The organism is Flavobacterium sp. GSB-24 (genome assembly GCF_027924665.1).
Taxonomy (GTDB): domain Bacteria; phylum Bacteroidota; class Bacteroidia; order Flavobacteriales; family Flavobacteriaceae; genus Flavobacterium.
On the sequence record NZ_AP027043.1, the window covers coordinates 4,856,593 to 4,875,768 of the forward strand.

Consider the following 19,176-nt stretch of genomic DNA (forward strand, 5'->3'; position numbering starts at 1 on the left):
AATCTAAAATTAATACCTACGAGGTTTTGAAAACCTTGCAGGAAAGAAAGCATTTAAATGTCAACCTCAACAAAACAATTTAATATTCACGAAGATTGGACTGTCGTCATTCTCGGTTTTCTTATTATCGGAATATCTCTTTTTATTTTCCTTCCACAAGTTCCTGTTTTCAAATGGACAAACGGAGCTGATTTAATCACTAATGTATTCGAAATAAAAAACCTCCAAATTATTGGTTTTCAATTTATTTATTTTATTTCAATCGGACTTATCGGAACTTTTCTAGTGGGAAAATCAATTAAAAATTTCCTATTCACATTTCCAGTAATTTATATTCTAACTATTCTTGCACTAATAATTGCAGGAAATACAGAAGTTAAAGCATTAAATCTAGAAGCTGTAATTTTCAGTTTACTAATCGGATTAATAATTGGGAATTTTTTCAAACTTCCAGAATGGTTTCGTTCTGCTTTGTCAACCGAACTCTTTGTCAAAATCGGGCTCGTTTTGTTGGGAACTAGTGTTATTTTTTCAGATATTTTAAAAGCAGGGTCTTTAGGTTTAATTCAGGCTTTAGTGGTTGTTTTATCCGTTTGGTATTTTGCATTCTGGCTTTGCAAAAAGTTAAAAGTAGATGAAGAATTAACAATGATGATTTCGAGTGCTGTTTCTATCTGCGGTGTTTCTGCGGCAATAGCAACTTCGGGTGCAATAAAAGGAGATTCTAAAAAATTATCTTATGTAATTTCGATGGTTTTGGTTACCGCCATTCCGATGATGATTTTTATGCCCATAATTGCCAGTCATTTTAATTTTCCCGAAGAAGTTACCGGAGCCTGGCTTGGCGGGAGTATTGATACTTCTGGAGCGGTTGTAGCATCTGGGACTTTGGTGGGAGAAACAGCTTTAAAAATAAGTACAATTGTAAAATTTTCGCAGAATGTTTTACTGGGTTTAGCCGCTTTTGCCATTTCCATTTATTGGACTTACACACATAATCAATCTGCTGAAGTAAAGAATTCTAAACCAACATTGGGTGTAATTTGGGAACGCTTTCCAAAGTTTGTCATTGGCTTTATCGGGGCATCAATTGTTTTTTCATTTTTTGTAGCTCCTGAAACTCGAGAAGTACTAAAAGAAAGTTTGAAAAACCTACAGGGACTTTGGTTTGCTCTGGCCTTTACAAGTATTGGTTTAGAAACTAATTTTAAAGATTTACTGCAACATAATAGCAGAAAACCTTTAATAGCATTTTTAACGGCTCAATTATTCAATATTATTATCACATTGATTATCGCTTTTTTACTTTTTAAGCCTTAAAAATCTTCACTTTACAAAAATATCCAAGATAAAATTTTGACTAGTAAATTATAATAACATGAATAAAAGAATAAACATTTTATTTTCCGTTTTACTGACAGGAATAATAGGTTCTTATAAAACCAATGCCCAAACTGCATCTTCTAAACCAAACGTAATTTTGATTATGGTGGACGATATGGGCTATTCGGATTTAGGAAATTATGGTTCTGAAATTAAAACACCAAATCTGGATCGCTTAGCAAAAGAAGGAACACGCCTTCGCGAATTTTATAACAACTCGATTTGCGCGCCAACCAGAGCCTCTTTATTAACGGGACAATATCAGCATAAAGCTGGAGTTGGTTATTTTGATGTGAATTTAGGTTTACCAGCTTATCAGGGTTATTTAAATAAGGAATCTTTGACTCTTGGTGAAGTTTTCCGCTCTGGAGGTTACAGCACTTTAATGTCTGGAAAATGGCATGTAGGTTCTGAAGATCAATCGCAATGGCCAAACCAAAGAGGTTTTGACAAGTTTTACGGAATTTTAAAAGGTGCTTCAAATTATTTTGATACTAAACCGCTTCCGTTTGGAAAAACACCTTATCCTGTAAAAATGATTCGCAATAATGAAGAGCTGCATCCAAAAGACGATTCGTATTACTTTACAGATGAAATCGGAAACAATGCGGTTACCTTCTTAGACGAACAAAATAAAGAAAACAAACCTTTCTTTTTATATCTCGCTTTTACTGCGCCTCACTGGCCGCTGCAGGCAAAACCTGTTGATATTGCTAAATACAGAGGAAAATTTGATGAAGGCTGGGATGCTTTACGAGAAAAAAGAATTCAAAAATTAAGAGAGAACGGAATTTTACTTCCAGGACAGACTATATCACCAAGAGATCCTGAAGTTCCAGAATGGAATAAATTGACCTATGACGAAAAGCAATTCTGGAAAGCTAAAATGGAAGTTTACGCCGCAATGGTAGACAATATGGACCAAAATGTTGGGAAGGTTTTAGAAAAACTTAAAGCTTTGAAAAAAGACAAAAACACTCTGATTATTTTTATTGCAGATAATGGTGCTCAAGGCGGTTTCAACACTTATAATCCGTTAAGAAGAGGTTTAGTTCGTAACGACGGACCAGTTGGAACTTCTGGTTCTTTTGATTATCAAGAACAAAACTGGGCTTATTTATCGAATACTCCATTGCAGGATTATAAAAATAATATGCACGAGGGGGGTTTCAGTTCTCCATTTATTGCATGGTATCCATCCAAAATTAAAGCTGGTAGAATTGATAAAGGAACTGGACACATTATTGACCTTGCTCCTACTTTTTACGAATTGGCTGGAATTGAATATCCTAAAAACCTTAATGGTGTAAATTCTAATCCGCTTCCAGGGAAAAGTTTACTGCCAGTATTATTTGAAAATGCTTCTGAAGTAAACAGAGGTGCACCGTTATTCTGGGAAAGAGCTGGAAATAGAGCTGTTAGAGAAGGAAAATGGAAATTGGTTTCTATTTATCCGTCGTACCAATGGGAACTTTATGATCTTGAAAAAGACCGAGGCGAAACAACAAATGTCGCAGCTCAAAATCCAGGAATTGTAAATGATCTTTCTGCAAAATATTTTGACTGGGCAGATAAAACTGGAGTTGTAGAATACAGCAAATTCAAACAAAAAGAAGAACTGATCCCTGGAGCAGTGCCTAAGAAATAATTACTTTTTTTGATATTTTTAGTAATTATAACAAAAGCGATTGTTGTAAAATAGTCGCTTTTAAATAAAAATGGTGTACAAAAAAAGCAGCAATTTATTTGCTGCTTTTTATTTTTATCTCTTACGATAATAAAATCTCTAAAACAATATGAAGCTTAAATTTCTGCTCTTAAATATTTAATTCCATTTAAATAGAAAAGTCTTTTTTTCTTCCATCACAGAAGCAAAATATTGACGATTGTGCAGTACTGATTTATGATTTATTTTAAACTTTCCAGCTTCTTCATTATGAAAAATTGCTTGCTCAATATCACTAATTTTATCATAGCACACTGCTAATTCTATATGAGGAATAAAATTCCAGCATTCTGGGGTTGTTGTAGCAATATCATTTTCAGGAAATTCTAATCCAAGGATAAATTTGTACCAATAAATAGCTTTTTTAAAATCGCCTTTATTTTGAAAAATACCTGCAATCTCACAACAGGTTTCTGCTCTAGGATTATCAAAAGTGAAACTATAAAATAATGCCTTTAACGCATCATCCAATTTACCTTGTTTTTTGAGAATTTTTCCAATTTCCAGGCAGGCGTAAACAAAATCATCAGCCGATCCTTTTTGGGTTTCCAAAAATTTTGTAAAATAGTTTTCTGCTTCAGCATACATTTCATGATCCCTTAACTCTCTTGCATAATAAAAAAGTGATCTAGGTGAAAAATAATCTCCTCTCTCAACCATTTCTTTATAAATCTTTAAGTTTCTATCTGAAGAAGAGGATACTCTTTTGTGTGTTACGGCAATTTCCGAAACTAAATAATTACCACCGTATTCTATATACTCATGAACGGGATCATTCCATTTATAATTGTTCTCTCTCTTAACCAATCTTTCTCTATAAAATGAAAACAATGGATTATTATTCTCATCTACTGAATAATTATATTTCATTAAAACCATATCTGTTTCTAATGAAAGCGTTTCTTTTAATTCTAAAAATAAAACTTGATCTTTTTCAACAAAAATATCATCTGCATCAAGCCAAAATTGATAATCTTTTGTTGCTTTAGAAAAAGCAAAATTTCTGGCATCTGCAAAATTATTTGTCCATTTAAAATCATAAACTTTATCTGTAAATGAATTTGCAATATCTTTTGTTTTATCTGTTGAACCTGTATCGATTATAATAATTTCATCTACAAGATGTTTTACAGAGTTTAAACATCTTGCTAATAACTGTTCTTCATTCTTCACAATCATGCAAAGGCTTATTGTAATCATAATAACTCAAATTAGTTTAAAATTTGAGAGCAAAATTACACCTGCAACCCATTTAAAACTACCCTTAAAAGACTGAATAATAACAGAATAATGTTTTTTTTTCTTGAATATCATTTAAAAAAAAACATACCCAAAGTATGAGTATGTTTTTTATATAATTGAAAAATAGGTTTATAGATTAAATCTTAAAATCATTCAAAGATTTCTCAATAATCTCCAGACATTCATTAATTTGCTCTTCTGTCATAACCAAAGGCGGAGCTAATCTAATTTTATTTCCGTGAGTTGGTTTTGCTAATAATCCGTTGTCTCTAAATTTTAAGCAGATTTCCCACGCTAAATCAGAGTGTTCATCGGTGTTGATTACAATTGCATTCAAAAGTCCTTTTCCGCGGACAAGCGTAATTAAATTATTTTTTTCAGCGATTTTATTTAATCCATCTCTTAAAATAATTCCCAAACGTTCTGCATTTTCAGCAAGTTTCTCATCTTTAATTACTTCTAGAGCAGCAATGGCAACAGCAGCAGCAACAGGATTTCCACCAAAAGTAGATCCGTGTTGTCCTGGTTTAATAACATTCATAATTTCGTCGTTACACAAAACAGCCGAAACTGGATAAACACCGCCAGAAATTGCTTTGCCTAGAATTAAAATATCTGGTTGCACATTTTCATGATGAACGGCTAATAATTTTCCTGTACGTGCAATTCCAGTCTGCACCTCATCTGCAATAAAAAGTACATTGTGTTTTTCACAAAGGGCTTTTGCTTTTGCTAAATAGCCTTCAGAAGGAACATACACTCCCGCTTCCCCTTGAATTGGCTCTACTAAAAATCCAGCAATATTTTTTGATGAATTTAAAGCATTTTCAAGAGCTTCAAGATTATCGTATTCAATTTTTATAAAACCATCTGTAAAAGGTCCGAAGTTTTTACGGGCTGTTTCATCGTTTGAGAAAGAGATAATTGTAGTGGTTCTTCCGTGAAAATTATTCTCACACACGATAACCTGCGCTTGATTTTCAGGAATTCCTTTTACTTCATACGCCCATTTTCTGCAAACTTTAAGTGCTGTTTCAACGGCTTCAGCTCCAGTATTCATTGGAAGAACTTTATCAAATCCAAAATAATTGGTTACATATTCTTCGTAATTTCCTAATTTATCATTGTAAAAAGCACGAGAAGTCAAAGTTAGTTTTTGCGCTTGCTCTATCATTGCGTTCACAATTTTTGGATGACAATGACCTTGATTTACTGCAGAATAAGCCGATAAAAAATCATAATATTTTTTGCCGTCAACATCCCAAACGTACACTCCTTCTCCGCGTTCTAAAACTACTGGAAGCGGATGGTAATTGTGAGCTCCATATCTATTTTCTTTTTCGATCAAAATTTCTGATTTTGATGAAAGTGCTTTTTCTGTACTTATCATAATCTGCTTTTTATTTTTACAAAAATATTAAAATTAAATTAATTTTCGACTATAAAATTATATTTTGACTCAAAAATAACAAAATTAAAGTCAAAAATTATTTTTTCAGCATTTAAAAAGCTATATTCATTTTAATACATTTTATATTTTATCCTCCCTTTATTAAAAAAAATAGTTACTTTTATAAATCACAAAAACCGAATTTATTAAACGATTTTATTGAATGGAATTATTAGACGAATTTGATATTAGTATTATTAAAGAATTAGAAAAAGATGGCAGAATGGCTTTTTCTGCGATTGCTGCTAATTTGAAAATATCAAATACAATGGTGCATCAACGTATTAACAGAATGATCGAACAAGGTGTAATTGGAGGTATAAAGCCCATTATTCAGGAAAAGAAAATTGGATATGACTGGGCATCTTTTACGGGAATTACGCTAAACAAAGATTCTGATTCTGACCGAATAATTGAAGCACTTAAAGAAATTCCAGAAATCACAGAATGTTATTATGTAACGGGTTCCTTTACTTTATACATAAAAATAATTGCCAAAAATCATGAACACATGCGCCGCATTCTTTATGAAAAAATTGATGGAATTCCAGGTATTGCCAAAACTGATTCTATAGTAGAATTGGGCTGCGCTTTTAAAAGAAATATATCCTTATAAAAAAACACGTATTTGTTATCTAAAATATTGGTTACAAACCTCACAAGAATTTACTTGTGAGGTTTTTTTGTAACATAATATTTCTGATATTTGTTAAAAATTGTAGAATTATGAAAAATACAGTGCTAATTTTATTCAGTGCAATCTTATTTTCAAACCTTATGAATGCACAACTAAAACCCGTTAAGTATACAGAAGGAAACCAGCAGTTAAATGGTTTATTTATAAAATCTGCTAAAAAGAGCAGTCAAAATCCTGGAATCTTACTTTTACCTGCCTGGCTGGGAATCGACAATGCTTCTAAAGGAATCGCGGAGGAATTATCTAAATTGGGTTATCATGTTTTTATCGCTGATATTTATGGAGAAGGAAATTATCCAAAAAATACCGGAGAAGCTGGAAAACAAGCTGGTTTTTATAAAGCCAATTTTGAAGCGTACCAAAAACGCATCAATACTGCATTACAAGAACTAGTAAAACAGGGAGCCAATGCCGATAATATTGTTGCTATTGGTTATTGCTTTGGAGGAACAGGAGTTTTAGAAGCTGCACGCGGTCATCTAAAACTTAAAGGAGTTGCTTCATTTCATGGCGGTTTAGGGAAAGATGCCAGCAGAAAAACAGAAACTATAACTACGAAAGTTTTAATATGCCACGGAGCTGACGATCCGTTTGTACCAAAAGACGAAATTACAGCATTCCAACAAGAAATGCGTGATGCAAAAGCCGACTGGCAAATGATTTATTATGCTGATTCTGTTCATTCATTCACCAATCCAGAAGCTGGAAATGATAATTCAAAAGGTGCGGCTTATAATCCTGTTGCTGCAAAAAGATCTTTTGACCATTTGCAATTATTTTTGAATGAAGTTCTAAAAAAGTAATACTACCTGCCCTCCCAGCCAAAAACAAATTAACTAAACCAAACCAATGTCACATAGTAAAATTAGAGAAGATAAAACCTGCTTGAACTGCAGGCATGTTGTAGAACAAAAATTCTGTCCAAATTGCGGACAGGAAAATACAGATTCCAGAAAAACATTTCATCATTTATTTATTCATTTCTTTGAAGATTTAACGCATTATGAAAATGCTTTTTGGAAAACAATAAAAAACCTTCTTTTTAAACCTTCTACTTTAACTAAAGAATATCTTTCTGGAAAAAGGCTTTCTTATCTGGCTCCGGTTCGTCTTTATATTTTTATAAGTTTTATTACTTTTCTTTTAATTGCATTATTCCCAAGTGAGATAACTGAGAATTTGACAAAAAGTGAAAAGCAAATTGCGTCCAGTTTAGAAAAAGAAAATACAAAAGAAATTAAAAGCTACACTGAAAAGTCTTATTTGAAGTCAAAAACATTGGATAAGTCCTATTTTCAATTGAAAACAATGAAAGAAATCGATTCCATTCAAAAATATGGGAAAGAAAGCGAAAAACTGACACAATTTGAATACTGGCTATATGAAAAGGCTGTGCACGTGACAGAGAATAATACTAAAAAGCAAATTATTGAAAAATTTATAGAATCTTTTGTACATAACATACCTAAAATCCTGTTTATCATCATGCCTTTTTTTGCATTTTTCTTGTGGCTTTTCCACAGTAAAAAAAGATGGTATTATTTTGATCATGGTATTTTTACACTTCACTATTTTTCATTTCTGCTGTTGATATTTCTTATCATGTTTATCGTCAACCGATTAATTGGTCTTTTGGGAGAAGATAGTCCGTTATCTTTTATATCAGGAATTACAACATTTGCAGGAACAATTTGGATGTGTTATTATTTTTATCCCGCACACCATCGTTTTTATGGCGAATCTAGAATAGTGTCCTTTATAAAAAGTTTTTTCTTATTTGTAATAAACTCACTATTTATTATATTTTTACTCACCTTTTATATTCTTTACACATTTATTAATTTACACTAACAATAAGAATGAAAAAATTACTCGTTTTATTATTAATTGCTTCTGCGTATTCTTGTAAAACTACGCAGTCAGTTGCATCCAAAGACAATTCGGATCCGACAAAATATATCAAAGTTATTACCGAGAAGGATCTTAAAAAAATGCTTTATACTGTTGCTTCTGATGAAATGGAAGGCCGAGAAACAGGTTCTAAAGGACAGAAAAAAGCTGGTCTTTATATGATTGAGCAATACAAAAAAAACGGGGTATCTTTTCCTAAAGGCGCTTCAGATTACTACCAGTCAATTCCTGCTGCTTTCTTAAACGCAAAACGCAATCAAAATTTACCTGACTCAGAAAATATCTGGGCATACATTGAAGGTTCTGAAAAACCAAATGAAGTTTTAGTAATTTCTGCTCATTATGACCACGTTGGAATTAAAGACGGAGAGGTTTATAATGGAGCTGACGATGATGGTTCTGGAACTGTAGCGGTTATAGAAATGGCTAAAGCGTTTGCTAAAGCTAAAAAACAAGGCCACGGACCAAAACGTTCTATATTATTTCTTCACGTTACCGGAGAAGAACATGGTTTGCACGGATCTCGTTTCTATTCTGAAAATCCATTATTTCCAATCGCAAATACGATTGCTGACATCAATATTGACATGATCGGACGTCGCGATGTTGAGCATGCTAAAACAAACAATTACGTATATGTGATTGGTGCGGACAGATTATCTTCAGATTTACATAATGCTGTTGTAGCTCAAAATGACAAATACATCAAAATGGACTTAGATTTTAAATTTAACGACCCTAAAGATCCAAATCATTTTTACGAGCGTTCTGATCATTATAATTTCGCAAAACATGGTATTCCATCTGTTTTCTTATTTAACGGAGTTCACGAAGATTACCATGGAAAAGACGATATTCCAGAAAAAATCGAATACGATGCTTTAGCCAGAAGAACAAAATTAGCTTTTGTAATCGCATGGGATTTAGCGAACAGAGAAAATAGACCTGTAGTTGATAAGAAATAAGGTTCTGAGTTGCTAAGGTTCTAAGGCGCTAAGGTAAAATACAAAAGGGATGAGTTTAAAAACTCATCCCTTTTGTATTTTATTGAAATTTAACCTCTTAAGAAAAACCTCAGTACCTTAGAACCTTAGTCCCTAAGAACCTCTCGCTAGTCATTCATCGAAATTAAAAACTCTTCGTTGTTTTTAGTTTTCTTGAAACGGTCATTTACAAAATCCATAGATTCTACTGGGTTCATATCCGATAGATATTTACGCATAATCCACATTCTTTGTAATGTTTTTTCGTCTAACAATAAATCATCACGACGTGTACTAGACGAAGTAAGATCGATTGCAGGGAAAATACGTTTATTGGCTATCTTACGATCTAATTGTAATTCCATGTTACCAGTTCCTTTAAATTCTTCGAAGATAACTTCGTCCATTTTAGAACCTGTTTCTGTTAATGCAGTTGCGATGATACTTAAAGAACCTCCGTTTTCTACATTTCTCGCAGCTCCAAAGAAACGTTTTGGTTTTTGCAATGCATTTGCATCAACACCTCCACTTAATACTTTTCCAGATGCTGGCTGTACTGTATTATAAGCTCTTGCCAAACGTGTAATAGAATCTAAAAGAATCACAACATCGTGGCCGCATTCTACTAAACGTTTTGCTTTTTCAAGTACTATATTAGCAATTTTTACGTGTTCTTGTGGCTCTCTATCAAAAGTAGAAGCGATAACTTCACCACGAACACTTCTCTGCATATCAGTAACCTCCTCAGGACGTTCGTCGATAAGAAGAACGATCAAATAAACCTCTGGGTGGTTAGCAGCAATTGCATTTGCAATATCTTTAAGAAGCATTGTTTTACCCGTTTTTGGCTGTGCAACGATCATACCACGCTGTCCTTTACCAATAGGTGAAAACAAATCAATAATTCGGGTTGAAACAGAACTGCCTTTTTCTGCTAGTTTGAATTTTTCTGAAGGGAAAACTGGTGTTAAATGTTCGAAAGAAACTCTATCGCGAACAACCTGCGGATCGTGCCCATTAATTTTTAATACACGAACCAAAGGAAAAAACTTCTCTCCTTCTTTTGGAGGGCGAACCACTCCTTTTACAGTATCTCCGGTTTTTAGACCAAATAATCTAATTTGCGAAGTTGATAAATAAATATCATCTGGAGAAGCTAAATAATTGTAATCTGATGAACGTAAAAATCCGTAACCGTCGGGCATCATTTCAAGAACGCCTTCACTTTCGATAATTCCATCAAATTCAAAGTCTGAATCTCTAAAATTATTGCTTTTTTTATTTTTATGATTAGGATTTTGGTTGTTGTGATTTCCATTTCCGTTTCCATTGCCATTCCCGTTTTGATTCTGATTTGGATTCGAATTCGGGTTTTGATTTTGGTTTGGATTCTGGTTTTTATTTTGATTCGGATTAACCTTTTTTGCAGGAGCAATTTGTGGAGTTTTCTCAGCCGTTTCAGCTGTTGGTTCAGAAGTAGCTATTTCTGAAGTAACTGATTCTGAAGGCTCTTCATTTGTAATTTCTTTTACAACTTCTTTATCTTTTTTAAGAGCTACTTTTTTCTCGTAAGCCGATTTGTTGAACTTTACAATTTTAGGCTCTTTCTTTGCTGCTGATGTCTTATCTCCTTGTACTTCTGGAGCGGCAGCTTCTGCAATTGGCTGCACAGTTTCAGCAGTATCGTTTTTTTGAACAGTTTCCTCTACTTTATCAAATTCTAAAACGGGAGTATTTTTGGTATTTGCTGCTTTAGTTTTCACTGGAGCTATTCTCGCTCGCTTTGGTTTTTCGTCTTTAGAATCAGAAACTGCTTCTGTTTGAGGAGCTTCAGCGGGCGCAAGAGTACTTTCTTGATGTGCTAAAATTTGACTAATTAAAGTCTCTTTTTTGACACCATTAATCTTTATTGTTTTAGCTAACTTAGCTATTTCTTGAAGCTCAGCAAGCTTCATTTCTTTTAATGCAGAAATATCAAACATGAATGTTCTATGAATTTAATTATTTTAAAGGAAATACTGTAAAAAGAATAGGTAGATAATTAATTTGAATTGACCGCAGTATGAAGTGCTTACGGTATTATGATGCAATAATACGAATAAAATTTAATCATACAATAGTATTTTAAAAAAAGAAAATATATTTTTGTAAAACATTTTTAGATCATGATACAAAGAATTCAAACTGTATATCTATTTCTGGCTTTTGCTGCAACGGGCATTTTAATGCTTTTTGTTCCGTTATGGACGACAAGTGCAGGAAAACCATTCTTTTTTATGCAGGACCAGCTTTACACCGTTTTGTTAGGGTTAACCACAATGCTTAGTGTAATTAGTATTATTTCATTCAAAAAGAGACAAAATCAGTTTGTATTAAACAGACTGAACATAATATTAAATTTAATTTTATTAGGATTATTTGTATATCGTTCGCTAAATTTATCTGGAGAGGCTGAAGTCTCTGAGAAAGGTATTGGGATGTTTCTACCAATTATTGCTATCGTATTATTAGTTTTAGCTAATAAGGCCATCAAGAAGGATGAAGATCTTGTAAAATCTGTCGACCGTTTGAGATAAACCTATAAACTTAATTTTTATGTGCGAAGAAGAACCCGAATTTTATTCGGGTTTTTTTTCGCCTTAAAACGAAATACTTGTAAGATAATTTTCATAATTTTGTTATTTAATTAGCTTCTAAAGAAATGACTCCAAAAATAAAAATCCATCTTGCAGACGATCATCAGGTTTTAATTGATGGATTATCTAACTTATTAAAAACAGTGCCAAACTTCGAAGTAGCAGGAAGTTCACTAGACGGCACAACAGTTTTTAATGATGTGGTTTTGGATGGAGCTGATGTTTTAATTCTGGATATCAGCATGCCGAAAAAAGATGGAATTGAAACGTTAAAAGAATTTAATGAAAAACAATCGCCCTGCAAAGTCATTATTTTATCTAGTTATGATGATTTAAAAATCATTAAAGAAGTAATGAAACTTGGCGCAAAAGGTTATCTCACAAAAAATTGCGCAGGCGAAAACATCATTGAAGCGGTTGAAGCAGTTTATAACGGACAGGAATATTTTAGCGATGCTGTTAGAGAAAAAATCTTTAATACCTTTAAAGATAATCCTAAATTGAACCACAATGCAGTTATCGAAAATCCGATTCTAAGTCCGCGTGAAATCGAGATCATCATTTTAATTGCCTTGGAATACAGCGGAAAAGAAATCAGCGAAAAACTTTTCATTAGTTCACATACTGTTGAAACCCATCGCAAAAACATTATGAAAAAACTAAACATTAAAAGCACAATTGGTTTAGTAAAATATGCTCTTAAAAACAATTTGATTAATCCATAAAAATCAGTTTTTTATGTTTGGTTTTAATTTTTTCATATCACTTGTTTTCTCCTTCGCTGTCAAAGGAATTTTTGTTTCGCAAAAAGTTGTTTCAAATCTTCAAAGTCACAATCCTGTAACACAAACTGAAAACAAAACAACTGTTAATCAGCTTAAAATGAGTGAGCAGTTGCGAAATAAAAAAATAGTCAGTTTATCAATTGTTCTCATAGTTATCATCTTCTTTTTATTTTATTTTTTATATCAGAACAATAAATTAAAACAAAAAATAAAACGAAAAGATACGAAACAAAAAATCCTCCTTGACATCATTAATTCTGGAATTGATACTCAGGAAATAGAGCGAAAAAAAATAGCTTCTTTTCTGCATGATAATATTAATTCACTGCTTTCATCTGCTGGATTACATTTAAATACGTTTACTGCGCAAAACGATATTAAATCTGATGAAATACAAAAAGCAAAAGCCATTTTGTCTGAAGCACATGAACTTTTACGAGATATGTCCCACGATCTTGTTCCTTCGCTTTTAGTTCGCTTTGGGTTAATTTATGCATTAGAAGATTTATGCGAAAAAAACTCCAATTCTGCGATTGAATTTGAATTTTCGAGTTCTATCCCAACCAGCAGAAGATATCTTGAAAAATTTGAAATGAAAATTTATTTCATTGTAAGCGAACTCTTCAACAACATTATAAAACACAGCGACGCCAAAAAAGCTCGGCTTTCTTTGACTGAAAAAAACAACCAATTGATCTTGAGCATACATGATGACGGAATTGGTTTTAGAACTCAAAAACTAAAAGATGTAGAAGGTTTTGGTTTGAACCGAATTAGAGCCAGAATTAAAAAGTACAAAGGATCATTATCTATTACATCAAAAGAAAACGAAGGAACTAAAATTAAAATTCAGATTCCGTTACCGAATTAAAGTTATTTTGCTCCAATTTCCACAATTTCTAAATCTTTGATTTTATCATCATCGATTACGAATCGAAGCATTGTTCTCACTTTATGAAAACCACTTTTTCCTGCGGCACCCGGATTCATGTGCAATAAATTATTTTTCTTATCAAACATTACTTTTAAAATGTGAGAATGCCCGCAGATAAAAAGCTTTGGCGGATTCTGTGCCATTTCTTCTTTAATATTAGGATTGTATTTTCCAGGATAACCGCCAATATGCGTAATCCATACGGAAACATTTTCACATGAAAAACGATTGTTTAAAGGGAATTCCATTCTTGCTTTTGCATCGTCGATATTACCGTAAACAGCCCTAAGCGGTTTTAGTTTTTTTATAGTATCGGTAACATTCAGATCTCCAATATCGCCGGCGTGCCAAACTTCATCTGCCTGATTAACATATTTTAAAATAGTATCATCTATATGGCTGTGCGTATCAGAAAGCAGAAGGATTTTTGTCATTTTTTTAAAGGAGCTAAAGTTCTAAGATGCTAAGATACTGAGATTTTTTTGTTGACACATGTTAAAAAAACTTAGAACCTTAAAAACTCCAATCTGCCGTTAGACACACTGCGGTGGGTTTCTACAGATATACATCACAGAAAAACCTTTGAACCTTTGTCCCTAAAAAGAAAAAACTTAGTCCCGAAGTCTCGCGACAGCATCTTAGAATCTCAGAACCTTTTTTCGTACCTTTGTGCCTCTGAACCTTTGAACCTCTACAGTGAGATATTTTATTCAATTTGCTTATAACGGAACACATTATCATGGCTGGCAGATACAGCCCAACGCTTCTTCTGTTCAGGAAACTTTAAATAAAGCTTTATCGGTTTTATTGAATGAATCTATTAGCATTATGGGCGCTGGAAGAACAGATACTGGTGTGCATGCAACTGAAATGTTTGGGCATTTTGATACTGAGAAAACTTTAGATGTTCCAATTTTGATTCATAAACTGAATTCTTATTTACCAAAAGATATTGCCATTTTTGATATTATTCTGGTTCATGATGATGCGCATTGCCGATTTGATGCTACAAAAAGAACGTACGAATATCATATCAATACCATTAAAAATCCATTTTTACAGGAATTAAGCTGGTATGTAAATCAGAAACTGGATGTGAATTTGATGAACGAAGCGGCGCAGTTATTATTGAAACATACCGATTTTCAATGTTTTTCAAAAGTAAACACAGATGTAAATACTTTTGACTGCACTATCTTTGAGGCGTTTTGGAAACAAGAAAACTCAAAACTGATTTTTACTATTTCAGCAAATCGATTTTTGAGAAATATGGTTCGGGCAATTGTCGGTACTTTAATTAATATCGGTTTACACAAAATTACGCTGGCAGATTTTGAAAATATAATTGCCAGCAAAAGCAGGGAAAAAGCTGGATTTTCGGTTCCAGCACATGGTTTATATTTAACCAAAATAGATTACGATTATTTATAGCTGTAGGCTATAGGCTTTAAGCAATAAGCTTCTAGCACTTTATTAAAAGCCTACTGCCTAAAGCTTATAGCTTAAAGCACCAAAAAAAATGAAAGCAAAAGCATTCGATACAGGATTATTCAAACGAATTTTAAAATATACAAAGCCTTATAAATGGCGTTACTACGGTGTAATTATTTTCGCCGTATCGCTGTCTATTTTCGCCGCACTCCGCCCCTATTTACTTAAAGAAACCGTAGATGGATATATCAAAACCCATGACAAGACGGGATTATTGATGTATATCATTTTGATGGGTGTAGTTTTATTAATGGAAGTTTTCTCGCAGTTTTACTTTGTATATTGGGCGAACTGGCTCGGTCAAGACATTGTTAAGGACATTCGAACAAAACTTTTTAAACACATTTTGAGTTTCAGAATGAAGTATTTTGATTTGGTTCCGGTTGGCCAGTTGGTTACTCGAGCCGTTTCAGACATTGAATCGATTGCCCGTATTTTCAGTCAAGGTTTATTTATGATTATAAGCGACTTGATGAAAATGTTTGTCGTACTTATTTTTATGTTTTACATGAACTGGAAGCTGACTTGGATTGTGGTTCTTGCCATGCCTATTTTGGTTTTCATTACTAGAATATTTCAACGTAAAATGCAGGTGGCTTTTGAAGAAGTGAGAACTCAGATTGCGAACATGAATTCTTTTGTACAGGAACGCGTAACGGGAATGAAAATCGTTCAGCTTTTTAACCGTGAAAAAATCGAAGCCGAAAACTTCAAAGACATCAACAATAAACATCGCGTTGCTTGGATCAAAACGATTTTATACAACTCGATCTTCTTCCCTATTGCTGATATTATTTCATCTATCACTTTGGGATTAGTTGTGGTTTACGGCGGTTTTAGAATCTTGAACGGAGATCATTTTACCACTTTTGGAGATTTGTTTTCGTATACAATGTTCATTGGAATGCTCTTTAATCCATTAAGACAAATTGCAGATAAATTCAATGAGATGCAGTTGGGAATGATTGCAGCCAATCGTGTTTTTGATATTATAGATACACAAGATCATATTCAGGATACTGGAAAAATTGAAGCGCCAGTTTTTAACGGAAGCATAGAATTTGAAGCGGTGCGTTTTAGTTATATTCCCGAGGAAGAAGTTATAAAAGGAATTGATTTATCTGTTGCTGCGGGACAAACAGTAGCCATTGTAGGTTCTACAGGTGCAGGAAAATCTACTATAATCAATCTGTTGAATCGTTTTTACGAAATTAACAGCGGAACAATCTCTATTGACGACGAAAATATCGAGAACTATACGTTGGCTTCACTTCGAAAACAAATCGCAGTGGTTTTACAAGATGTATTTTTGTTTGCCGATACTATTTACAATAACATCACTTTACATAATCCAGAAATTACCCGCGATCAAGTAATTGATGCCGCGAAGAAAATTGGCGTTCATGATTTTATTATGAATCTGCCCGATAATTATGATTTTGATGTAAAAGAGCGAGGCGTAATGCTGTCGTCTGGACAAAGACAATTGATTGCTTTTTTACGTTCGTATGTAAGCAATCCAAGTATTTTGATTTTAGACGAAGCAACTTCTTCTATAGATACCTATTCTGAAGAATTGATTCAGCGTGCAACTGAAACAATTACAAAAGGAAGAACTTCTATTATTATTGCCCACCGATTGGCAACAATTGTAAATGCAGATAAGATTGTAGTGATGGACAAAGGACTAATTGTTGAACAAGGAACGCATCAGGAATTATTGCACAAAACTGATGGTTATTATAAAAACCTGTACGATTCGCAATTTTCAGTAGCTAATTAACTCTGCAAAAATTCTATATCTTTTATTTTCAAATTCTTACAGATAATTTAAATACTAAAAACAGGATTATTAATTATATTTTGGGCAAAATAAATTAACACACCCCAATAATATTACTTGTTTTCTTACAAATAAATAAGTAAGTTTGAAATGAATAATAATTTTCAAAAAAACTTATGAAAAAAAAATTACTTTTTATCGTTTTATTTCTAGCCTTTTCGGCTAATGCATTCTCAATGCAAATTATTATAAGAGTTGTTGGTTCTCTACAAACTATAACTCTTGAGGTGGAAAGTTCTGATACTATTGAGAATATTAAGTTTAAGATACAAGATAAAGCAGGAATTCATCCTGATTGTATAAGGCTTATATTTGCAGGAAAACAACTTGAAGACGGCAGAACATTATCTGATTATAACATTCAAAAAGATTCCTTTATACATCTAGTTATAGGTTATCCATGCAATTAATTGTTTCTTAAAGAAGTAGCAAAAAAACACTTTTAAAAAAATGTGTAAGATTAAAAATAAAAGGGTTTGGCTTTTTTTAAAGTTGAACCCTTTTTTCATACGACCTTAGAATTGATTTTAAATGTTTCTCTATCTAAATCTGATTGAATTTTAATAGCTAATTAGCTTTAAGAAATGACTTACATCTTTAACTCTCAAAATCTTACAAACACTTAAACACTAAAAATACAATCATTCATTATATTTAAGGCAAAATGAATTTAGCATAACTCAACAATACAACTTGTATTCTTACAAATAAATAAGTATGTTTGAAAAATAAATAATCATTTTTAAAAAATACCATGAGAAAAAAATTACTTATTACCGTTTTATTTCTAGCCTTTTCGATTAATGCATTCTCAATGCAAATTTTTGTAAGAGTTGTGGGTAGTGGAAAAACTATAACCGTTGAGATGGAAAGTTCTGATACTATTGATAATCTTAAGGCTAAAATATTCGAGAAAGAAGGAATTCCAGTAGAATGCCAAAGAATTATATTTGGAGGAATACAACTTGAAGACAGCAGGACATTATCTGATTATAATATTCAAAAAGACTACTCTGTACATCTCGTTATTAGTAATCCATGTAATAAATAATTTTTGTAAAGAAGATAACCATGTGTTTAGAAAACATTTAAAATAAATTCTAAATACACTTATTACAATAAAAGGGTCTAACTTTAACTAAAGTCAGACCCTTTTTTCACATATAACTTTACTTAATTGCATTGTTAAAGGTTAAGCAAACTGGATAGATTCATAACTTAATGACCTTTTATCTTAAATTTCACACTACACTCAAAATTAAAAAACTACATAATTCACAATTTGTGATTTAAAATCCGATTAAAAACTGTCGAAATCGCTTTAAAACGTTAAATTAGCGTTATAGAAATCATAAAATTGATCTTTCATAATCAACAACATAGCGGTAATTTTTCGTTTATTATTTATCTTTGAGAATATAGAAATCAAATGTAAAAGAAAATGCCACAAAATAGATTTTATCCGAACGAACAGTTTAAAGAAATAGAAATAAATGCCTCATTACAATTAAGATATGCAATTTCAAACAGAGGAAGACTTATAAGTTTTACTGATGAAATTGAAAACGGACGCATCCTGAAAGGCGGATTAAGCGATGGATATCCAACCTTCCGTTTTAAGGTTAAAAAAGACGATAAAATCGTAAACAAATATCTCTTCCTATACAAATTAGTAGCCCAATATTTTATTCCGAAAGATTCCGAAGATCAAACGTATGTTCTGCATTTAGATTACAACAGAGCAAATGATGATGTAAGCAATTTACGCTGGGCAACCAAGCAGGAAATGATGGCGCACAGCCGTAAAAGTCCGAGAGTTATCCAAGCCAAAAAGAATCTAATCGAACACAATCTTAAAGCCGACGGACGAAAATTAACAACAACGAAAGTCATGTTAATCAAAAAAATTCTTGCGCGCCCAGAACAAAAAACGCGTCTTAAAATGATTGCCAAACAATTCGGAGTAAGCGAAATGCAGATTAGAAGAATTGCCAGCGGAGAAAACTGGGGACACGTTAAGATTTAATGGTTAATGGTTGATAGTTAATGGTTGATGGTTGATTATTAATTGTTTGATGTTACTTCAAAATTAACA

General features: G+C 32.6%; 18 protein-coding genes. 14 read left to right on the forward strand and 4 right to left on the reverse strand.

Features of this window, described 5'->3' with window-relative positions; genetic code table 11:
- The first annotated feature begins 57 nt into the window (after positions 1-57).
- Together QMG60_RS20435 and QMG60_RS20440 are read left to right on the forward strand one after the other, a co-directional pair.
- Complete coding sequence (locus QMG60_RS20435; RefSeq protein ID WP_057116599.1) at positions 58-1,320, forward strand: putative sulfate exporter family transporter; 1,263 nt, start codon at positions 58-60, stop codon at positions 1,318-1,320.
- A 58-nt stretch (positions 1,321-1,378) separates the two neighbouring features.
- On the forward strand, positions 1,379-3,031 hold the full coding sequence (locus QMG60_RS20440) for an arylsulfatase (protein WP_281866231.1): 1,653 nt from the start codon (positions 1,379-1,381) through the stop codon (positions 3,029-3,031).
- Between the two features lie 177 nt (positions 3,032-3,208).
- On the opposite strand, the gene QMG60_RS20445 is transcribed toward QMG60_RS20440, so the two are convergent.
- Both QMG60_RS20445 and rocD read right to left on the reverse strand, forming a co-directional pair.
- On the reverse strand, positions 3,209-4,309 hold the full coding sequence (locus tag QMG60_RS20445) for a glycosyltransferase family 2 protein (RefSeq protein ID WP_281866232.1): 1,101 nt from the start codon (positions 4,307-4,309) through the stop codon (positions 3,209-3,211).
- A gap of 178 nt (positions 4,310-4,487) precedes the next feature.
- The gene (rocD, locus tag QMG60_RS20450) at positions 4,488-5,741 is read right to left on the reverse strand and encodes an ornithine--oxo-acid transaminase (RefSeq protein ID WP_281866233.1); all 1,254 of its coding nucleotides are present in this window, start codon (positions 5,739-5,741) and stop codon (positions 4,488-4,490) included.
- A 223-nt stretch (positions 5,742-5,964) separates the two neighbouring features.
- Between rocD and QMG60_RS20455 the strand changes: the two genes are divergently transcribed.
- The 4 genes from QMG60_RS20455 (at position 5,965) to QMG60_RS20470 (ending at position 9,374) form a co-directional block, all read left to right on the forward strand.
- On the forward strand, positions 5,965-6,417 hold the full coding sequence (locus QMG60_RS20455; protein ID WP_057116602.1) for an Lrp/AsnC family transcriptional regulator: 453 nt from the start codon (positions 5,965-5,967) through the stop codon (positions 6,415-6,417).
- Positions 6,418-6,527: 110 nt separating this feature from the next.
- Entirely contained in the window at positions 6,528-7,301 is a 774-nt protein-coding gene (locus QMG60_RS20460) for a dienelactone hydrolase family protein (protein ID WP_281866234.1), read from the forward strand.
- A 46-nt stretch (positions 7,302-7,347) separates the two neighbouring features.
- Positions 7,348-8,349 carry a DUF3667 domain-containing protein gene (locus tag QMG60_RS20465; protein ID WP_281866235.1) on the forward strand — a complete coding sequence of 334 codons (1,002 nt, stop codon included), beginning with the start codon at positions 7,348-7,350 and terminating at the stop codon, positions 8,347-8,349.
- An 8-nt stretch (positions 8,350-8,357) separates the two neighbouring features.
- Complete coding sequence (locus QMG60_RS20470; protein WP_281866236.1) at positions 8,358-9,374, forward strand: M28 family peptidase; 1,017 nt, start codon at positions 8,358-8,360, stop codon at positions 9,372-9,374.
- Between the two features lie 146 nt (positions 9,375-9,520).
- Here QMG60_RS20470 and rho read toward each other — a convergent pair whose 3' ends face one another.
- Positions 9,521-11,374, reverse strand: coding sequence for a transcription termination factor Rho (rho, locus tag QMG60_RS20475; RefSeq protein ID WP_281866237.1), 1,854 nt, complete (start codon positions 11,372-11,374; stop codon positions 9,521-9,523).
- A 183-nt stretch (positions 11,375-11,557) separates the two neighbouring features.
- On the opposite strand from rho, the gene QMG60_RS20480 reads away from it, so the two are divergent.
- The 3 genes from QMG60_RS20480 to QMG60_RS20490 all read left to right on the forward strand — a co-directional run bounded on the left by QMG60_RS20480 (position 11,558) and on the right by QMG60_RS20490 (position 13,684).
- Positions 11,558-11,968, forward strand: a complete 411-nt coding sequence (locus tag QMG60_RS20480; RefSeq protein ID WP_281866238.1) for a DUF4293 domain-containing protein — start codon at positions 11,558-11,560, stop codon at positions 11,966-11,968.
- 125 nt (positions 11,969-12,093) lie between these two features.
- Positions 12,094-12,753 carry a response regulator transcription factor gene (locus tag QMG60_RS20485; RefSeq protein WP_057116608.1) on the forward strand — a complete coding sequence of 220 codons (660 nt, stop codon included), beginning with the start codon at positions 12,094-12,096 and terminating at the stop codon, positions 12,751-12,753.
- Between the two features lie 13 nt (positions 12,754-12,766).
- A complete protein-coding gene (locus QMG60_RS20490) occupies positions 12,767-13,684 on the forward strand; it encodes an ATP-binding protein (RefSeq protein WP_281866239.1) in 918 nt (305 codons plus the stop codon).
- Positions 13,685-13,686: 2 nt separating this feature from the next.
- Here QMG60_RS20490 and QMG60_RS20495 read toward each other — a convergent pair whose 3' ends face one another.
- Positions 13,687-14,181: a metallophosphoesterase family protein gene (locus QMG60_RS20495; RefSeq protein WP_057116610.1), complete on the reverse strand. Its 495-nt coding sequence runs from the start codon at positions 14,179-14,181 to the stop codon at positions 13,687-13,689.
- A 262-nt stretch (positions 14,182-14,443) separates the two neighbouring features.
- Between QMG60_RS20495 and truA the strand changes: the two genes are divergently transcribed.
- The 5 genes from truA (at position 14,444) to QMG60_RS20520 (ending at position 19,107) form a co-directional block, all read left to right on the forward strand.
- Positions 14,444-15,178 (forward strand): tRNA pseudouridine(38-40) synthase TruA, encoded by a 735-nt coding sequence (gene truA / locus QMG60_RS20500; protein ID WP_057116611.1) that lies wholly within the window; start codon positions 14,444-14,446, stop codon positions 15,176-15,178.
- Positions 15,179-15,266: 88 nt separating this feature from the next.
- Entirely contained in the window at positions 15,267-17,021 is a 1,755-nt protein-coding gene (locus QMG60_RS20505) for an ABC transporter ATP-binding protein (RefSeq protein WP_281866240.1), read from the forward strand.
- A gap of 176 nt (positions 17,022-17,197) precedes the next feature.
- A complete protein-coding gene (locus tag QMG60_RS20510; RefSeq protein ID WP_281866241.1) occupies positions 17,198-17,491 on the forward strand; it encodes a ubiquitin-like protein in 294 nt (97 codons plus the stop codon).
- A gap of 344 nt (positions 17,492-17,835) precedes the next feature.
- Positions 17,836-18,132 carry a ubiquitin-like protein gene (locus QMG60_RS20515; RefSeq protein ID WP_281866242.1) on the forward strand — a complete coding sequence of 99 codons (297 nt, stop codon included), beginning with the start codon at positions 17,836-17,838 and terminating at the stop codon, positions 18,130-18,132.
- A gap of 390 nt (positions 18,133-18,522) precedes the next feature.
- The gene (locus tag QMG60_RS20520; protein WP_111285499.1) at positions 18,523-19,107 is read left to right on the forward strand and encodes an NUMOD4 domain-containing protein; all 585 of its coding nucleotides are present in this window, start codon (positions 18,523-18,525) and stop codon (positions 19,105-19,107) included.
- The last annotated feature ends 69 nt before the right edge of the window (positions 19,108-19,176 follow it).

What these genes read in the sequence shown, in the direction of transcription:
- QMG60_RS20435 (WP_057116599.1), top strand. Translation starts at nt 58, where the DNA reads ATGTCAACCTCAACAAAACAATTTAATATTCACGAAGATTGGACTGTC.
- QMG60_RS20440 (WP_281866231.1), top strand. Translation starts at nt 1,379, where the DNA reads ATGAATAAAAGAATAAACATTTTATTTTCCGTTTTACTGACAGGAATA.
- QMG60_RS20445 (WP_281866232.1), bottom strand. Translation starts at nt 4,309, where the DNA reads ATGATTACAATAAGCCTTTGCATGATTGTGAAGAATGAAGAACAGTTA.
- rocD (WP_281866233.1), bottom strand. Translation starts at nt 5,741, where the DNA reads ATGATAAGTACAGAAAAAGCACTTTCATCAAAATCAGAAATTTTGATC.
- QMG60_RS20455 (WP_057116602.1), top strand. Translation starts at nt 5,965, where the DNA reads ATGGAATTATTAGACGAATTTGATATTAGTATTATTAAAGAATTAGAA.
- QMG60_RS20460 (WP_281866234.1), top strand. Translation starts at nt 6,528, where the DNA reads ATGAAAAATACAGTGCTAATTTTATTCAGTGCAATCTTATTTTCAAAC.
- QMG60_RS20465 (WP_281866235.1), top strand. Translation starts at nt 7,348, where the DNA reads ATGTCACATAGTAAAATTAGAGAAGATAAAACCTGCTTGAACTGCAGG.
- QMG60_RS20470 (WP_281866236.1), top strand. Translation starts at nt 8,358, where the DNA reads ATGAAAAAATTACTCGTTTTATTATTAATTGCTTCTGCGTATTCTTGT.
- rho (WP_281866237.1), bottom strand. Translation starts at nt 11,374, where the DNA reads ATGTTTGATATTTCTGCATTAAAAGAAATGAAGCTTGCTGAGCTTCAA.
- QMG60_RS20480 (WP_281866238.1), top strand. Translation starts at nt 11,558, where the DNA reads ATGATACAAAGAATTCAAACTGTATATCTATTTCTGGCTTTTGCTGCA.
- QMG60_RS20485 (WP_057116608.1), top strand. Translation starts at nt 12,094, where the DNA reads ATGACTCCAAAAATAAAAATCCATCTTGCAGACGATCATCAGGTTTTA.
- QMG60_RS20490 (WP_281866239.1), top strand. Translation starts at nt 12,767, where the DNA reads ATGTTTGGTTTTAATTTTTTCATATCACTTGTTTTCTCCTTCGCTGTC.
- QMG60_RS20495 (WP_057116610.1), bottom strand. Translation starts at nt 14,181, where the DNA reads ATGACAAAAATCCTTCTGCTTTCTGATACGCACAGCCATATAGATGAT.
- QMG60_RS20505 (WP_281866240.1), top strand. Translation starts at nt 15,267, where the DNA reads ATGAAAGCAAAAGCATTCGATACAGGATTATTCAAACGAATTTTAAAA.
- QMG60_RS20510 (WP_281866241.1), top strand. Translation starts at nt 17,198, where the DNA reads ATGAAAAAAAAATTACTTTTTATCGTTTTATTTCTAGCCTTTTCGGCT.
- QMG60_RS20515 (WP_281866242.1), top strand. Translation starts at nt 17,836, where the DNA reads ATGAGAAAAAAATTACTTATTACCGTTTTATTTCTAGCCTTTTCGATT.
- QMG60_RS20520 (WP_111285499.1), top strand. Translation starts at nt 18,523, where the DNA reads ATGCCACAAAATAGATTTTATCCGAACGAACAGTTTAAAGAAATAGAA.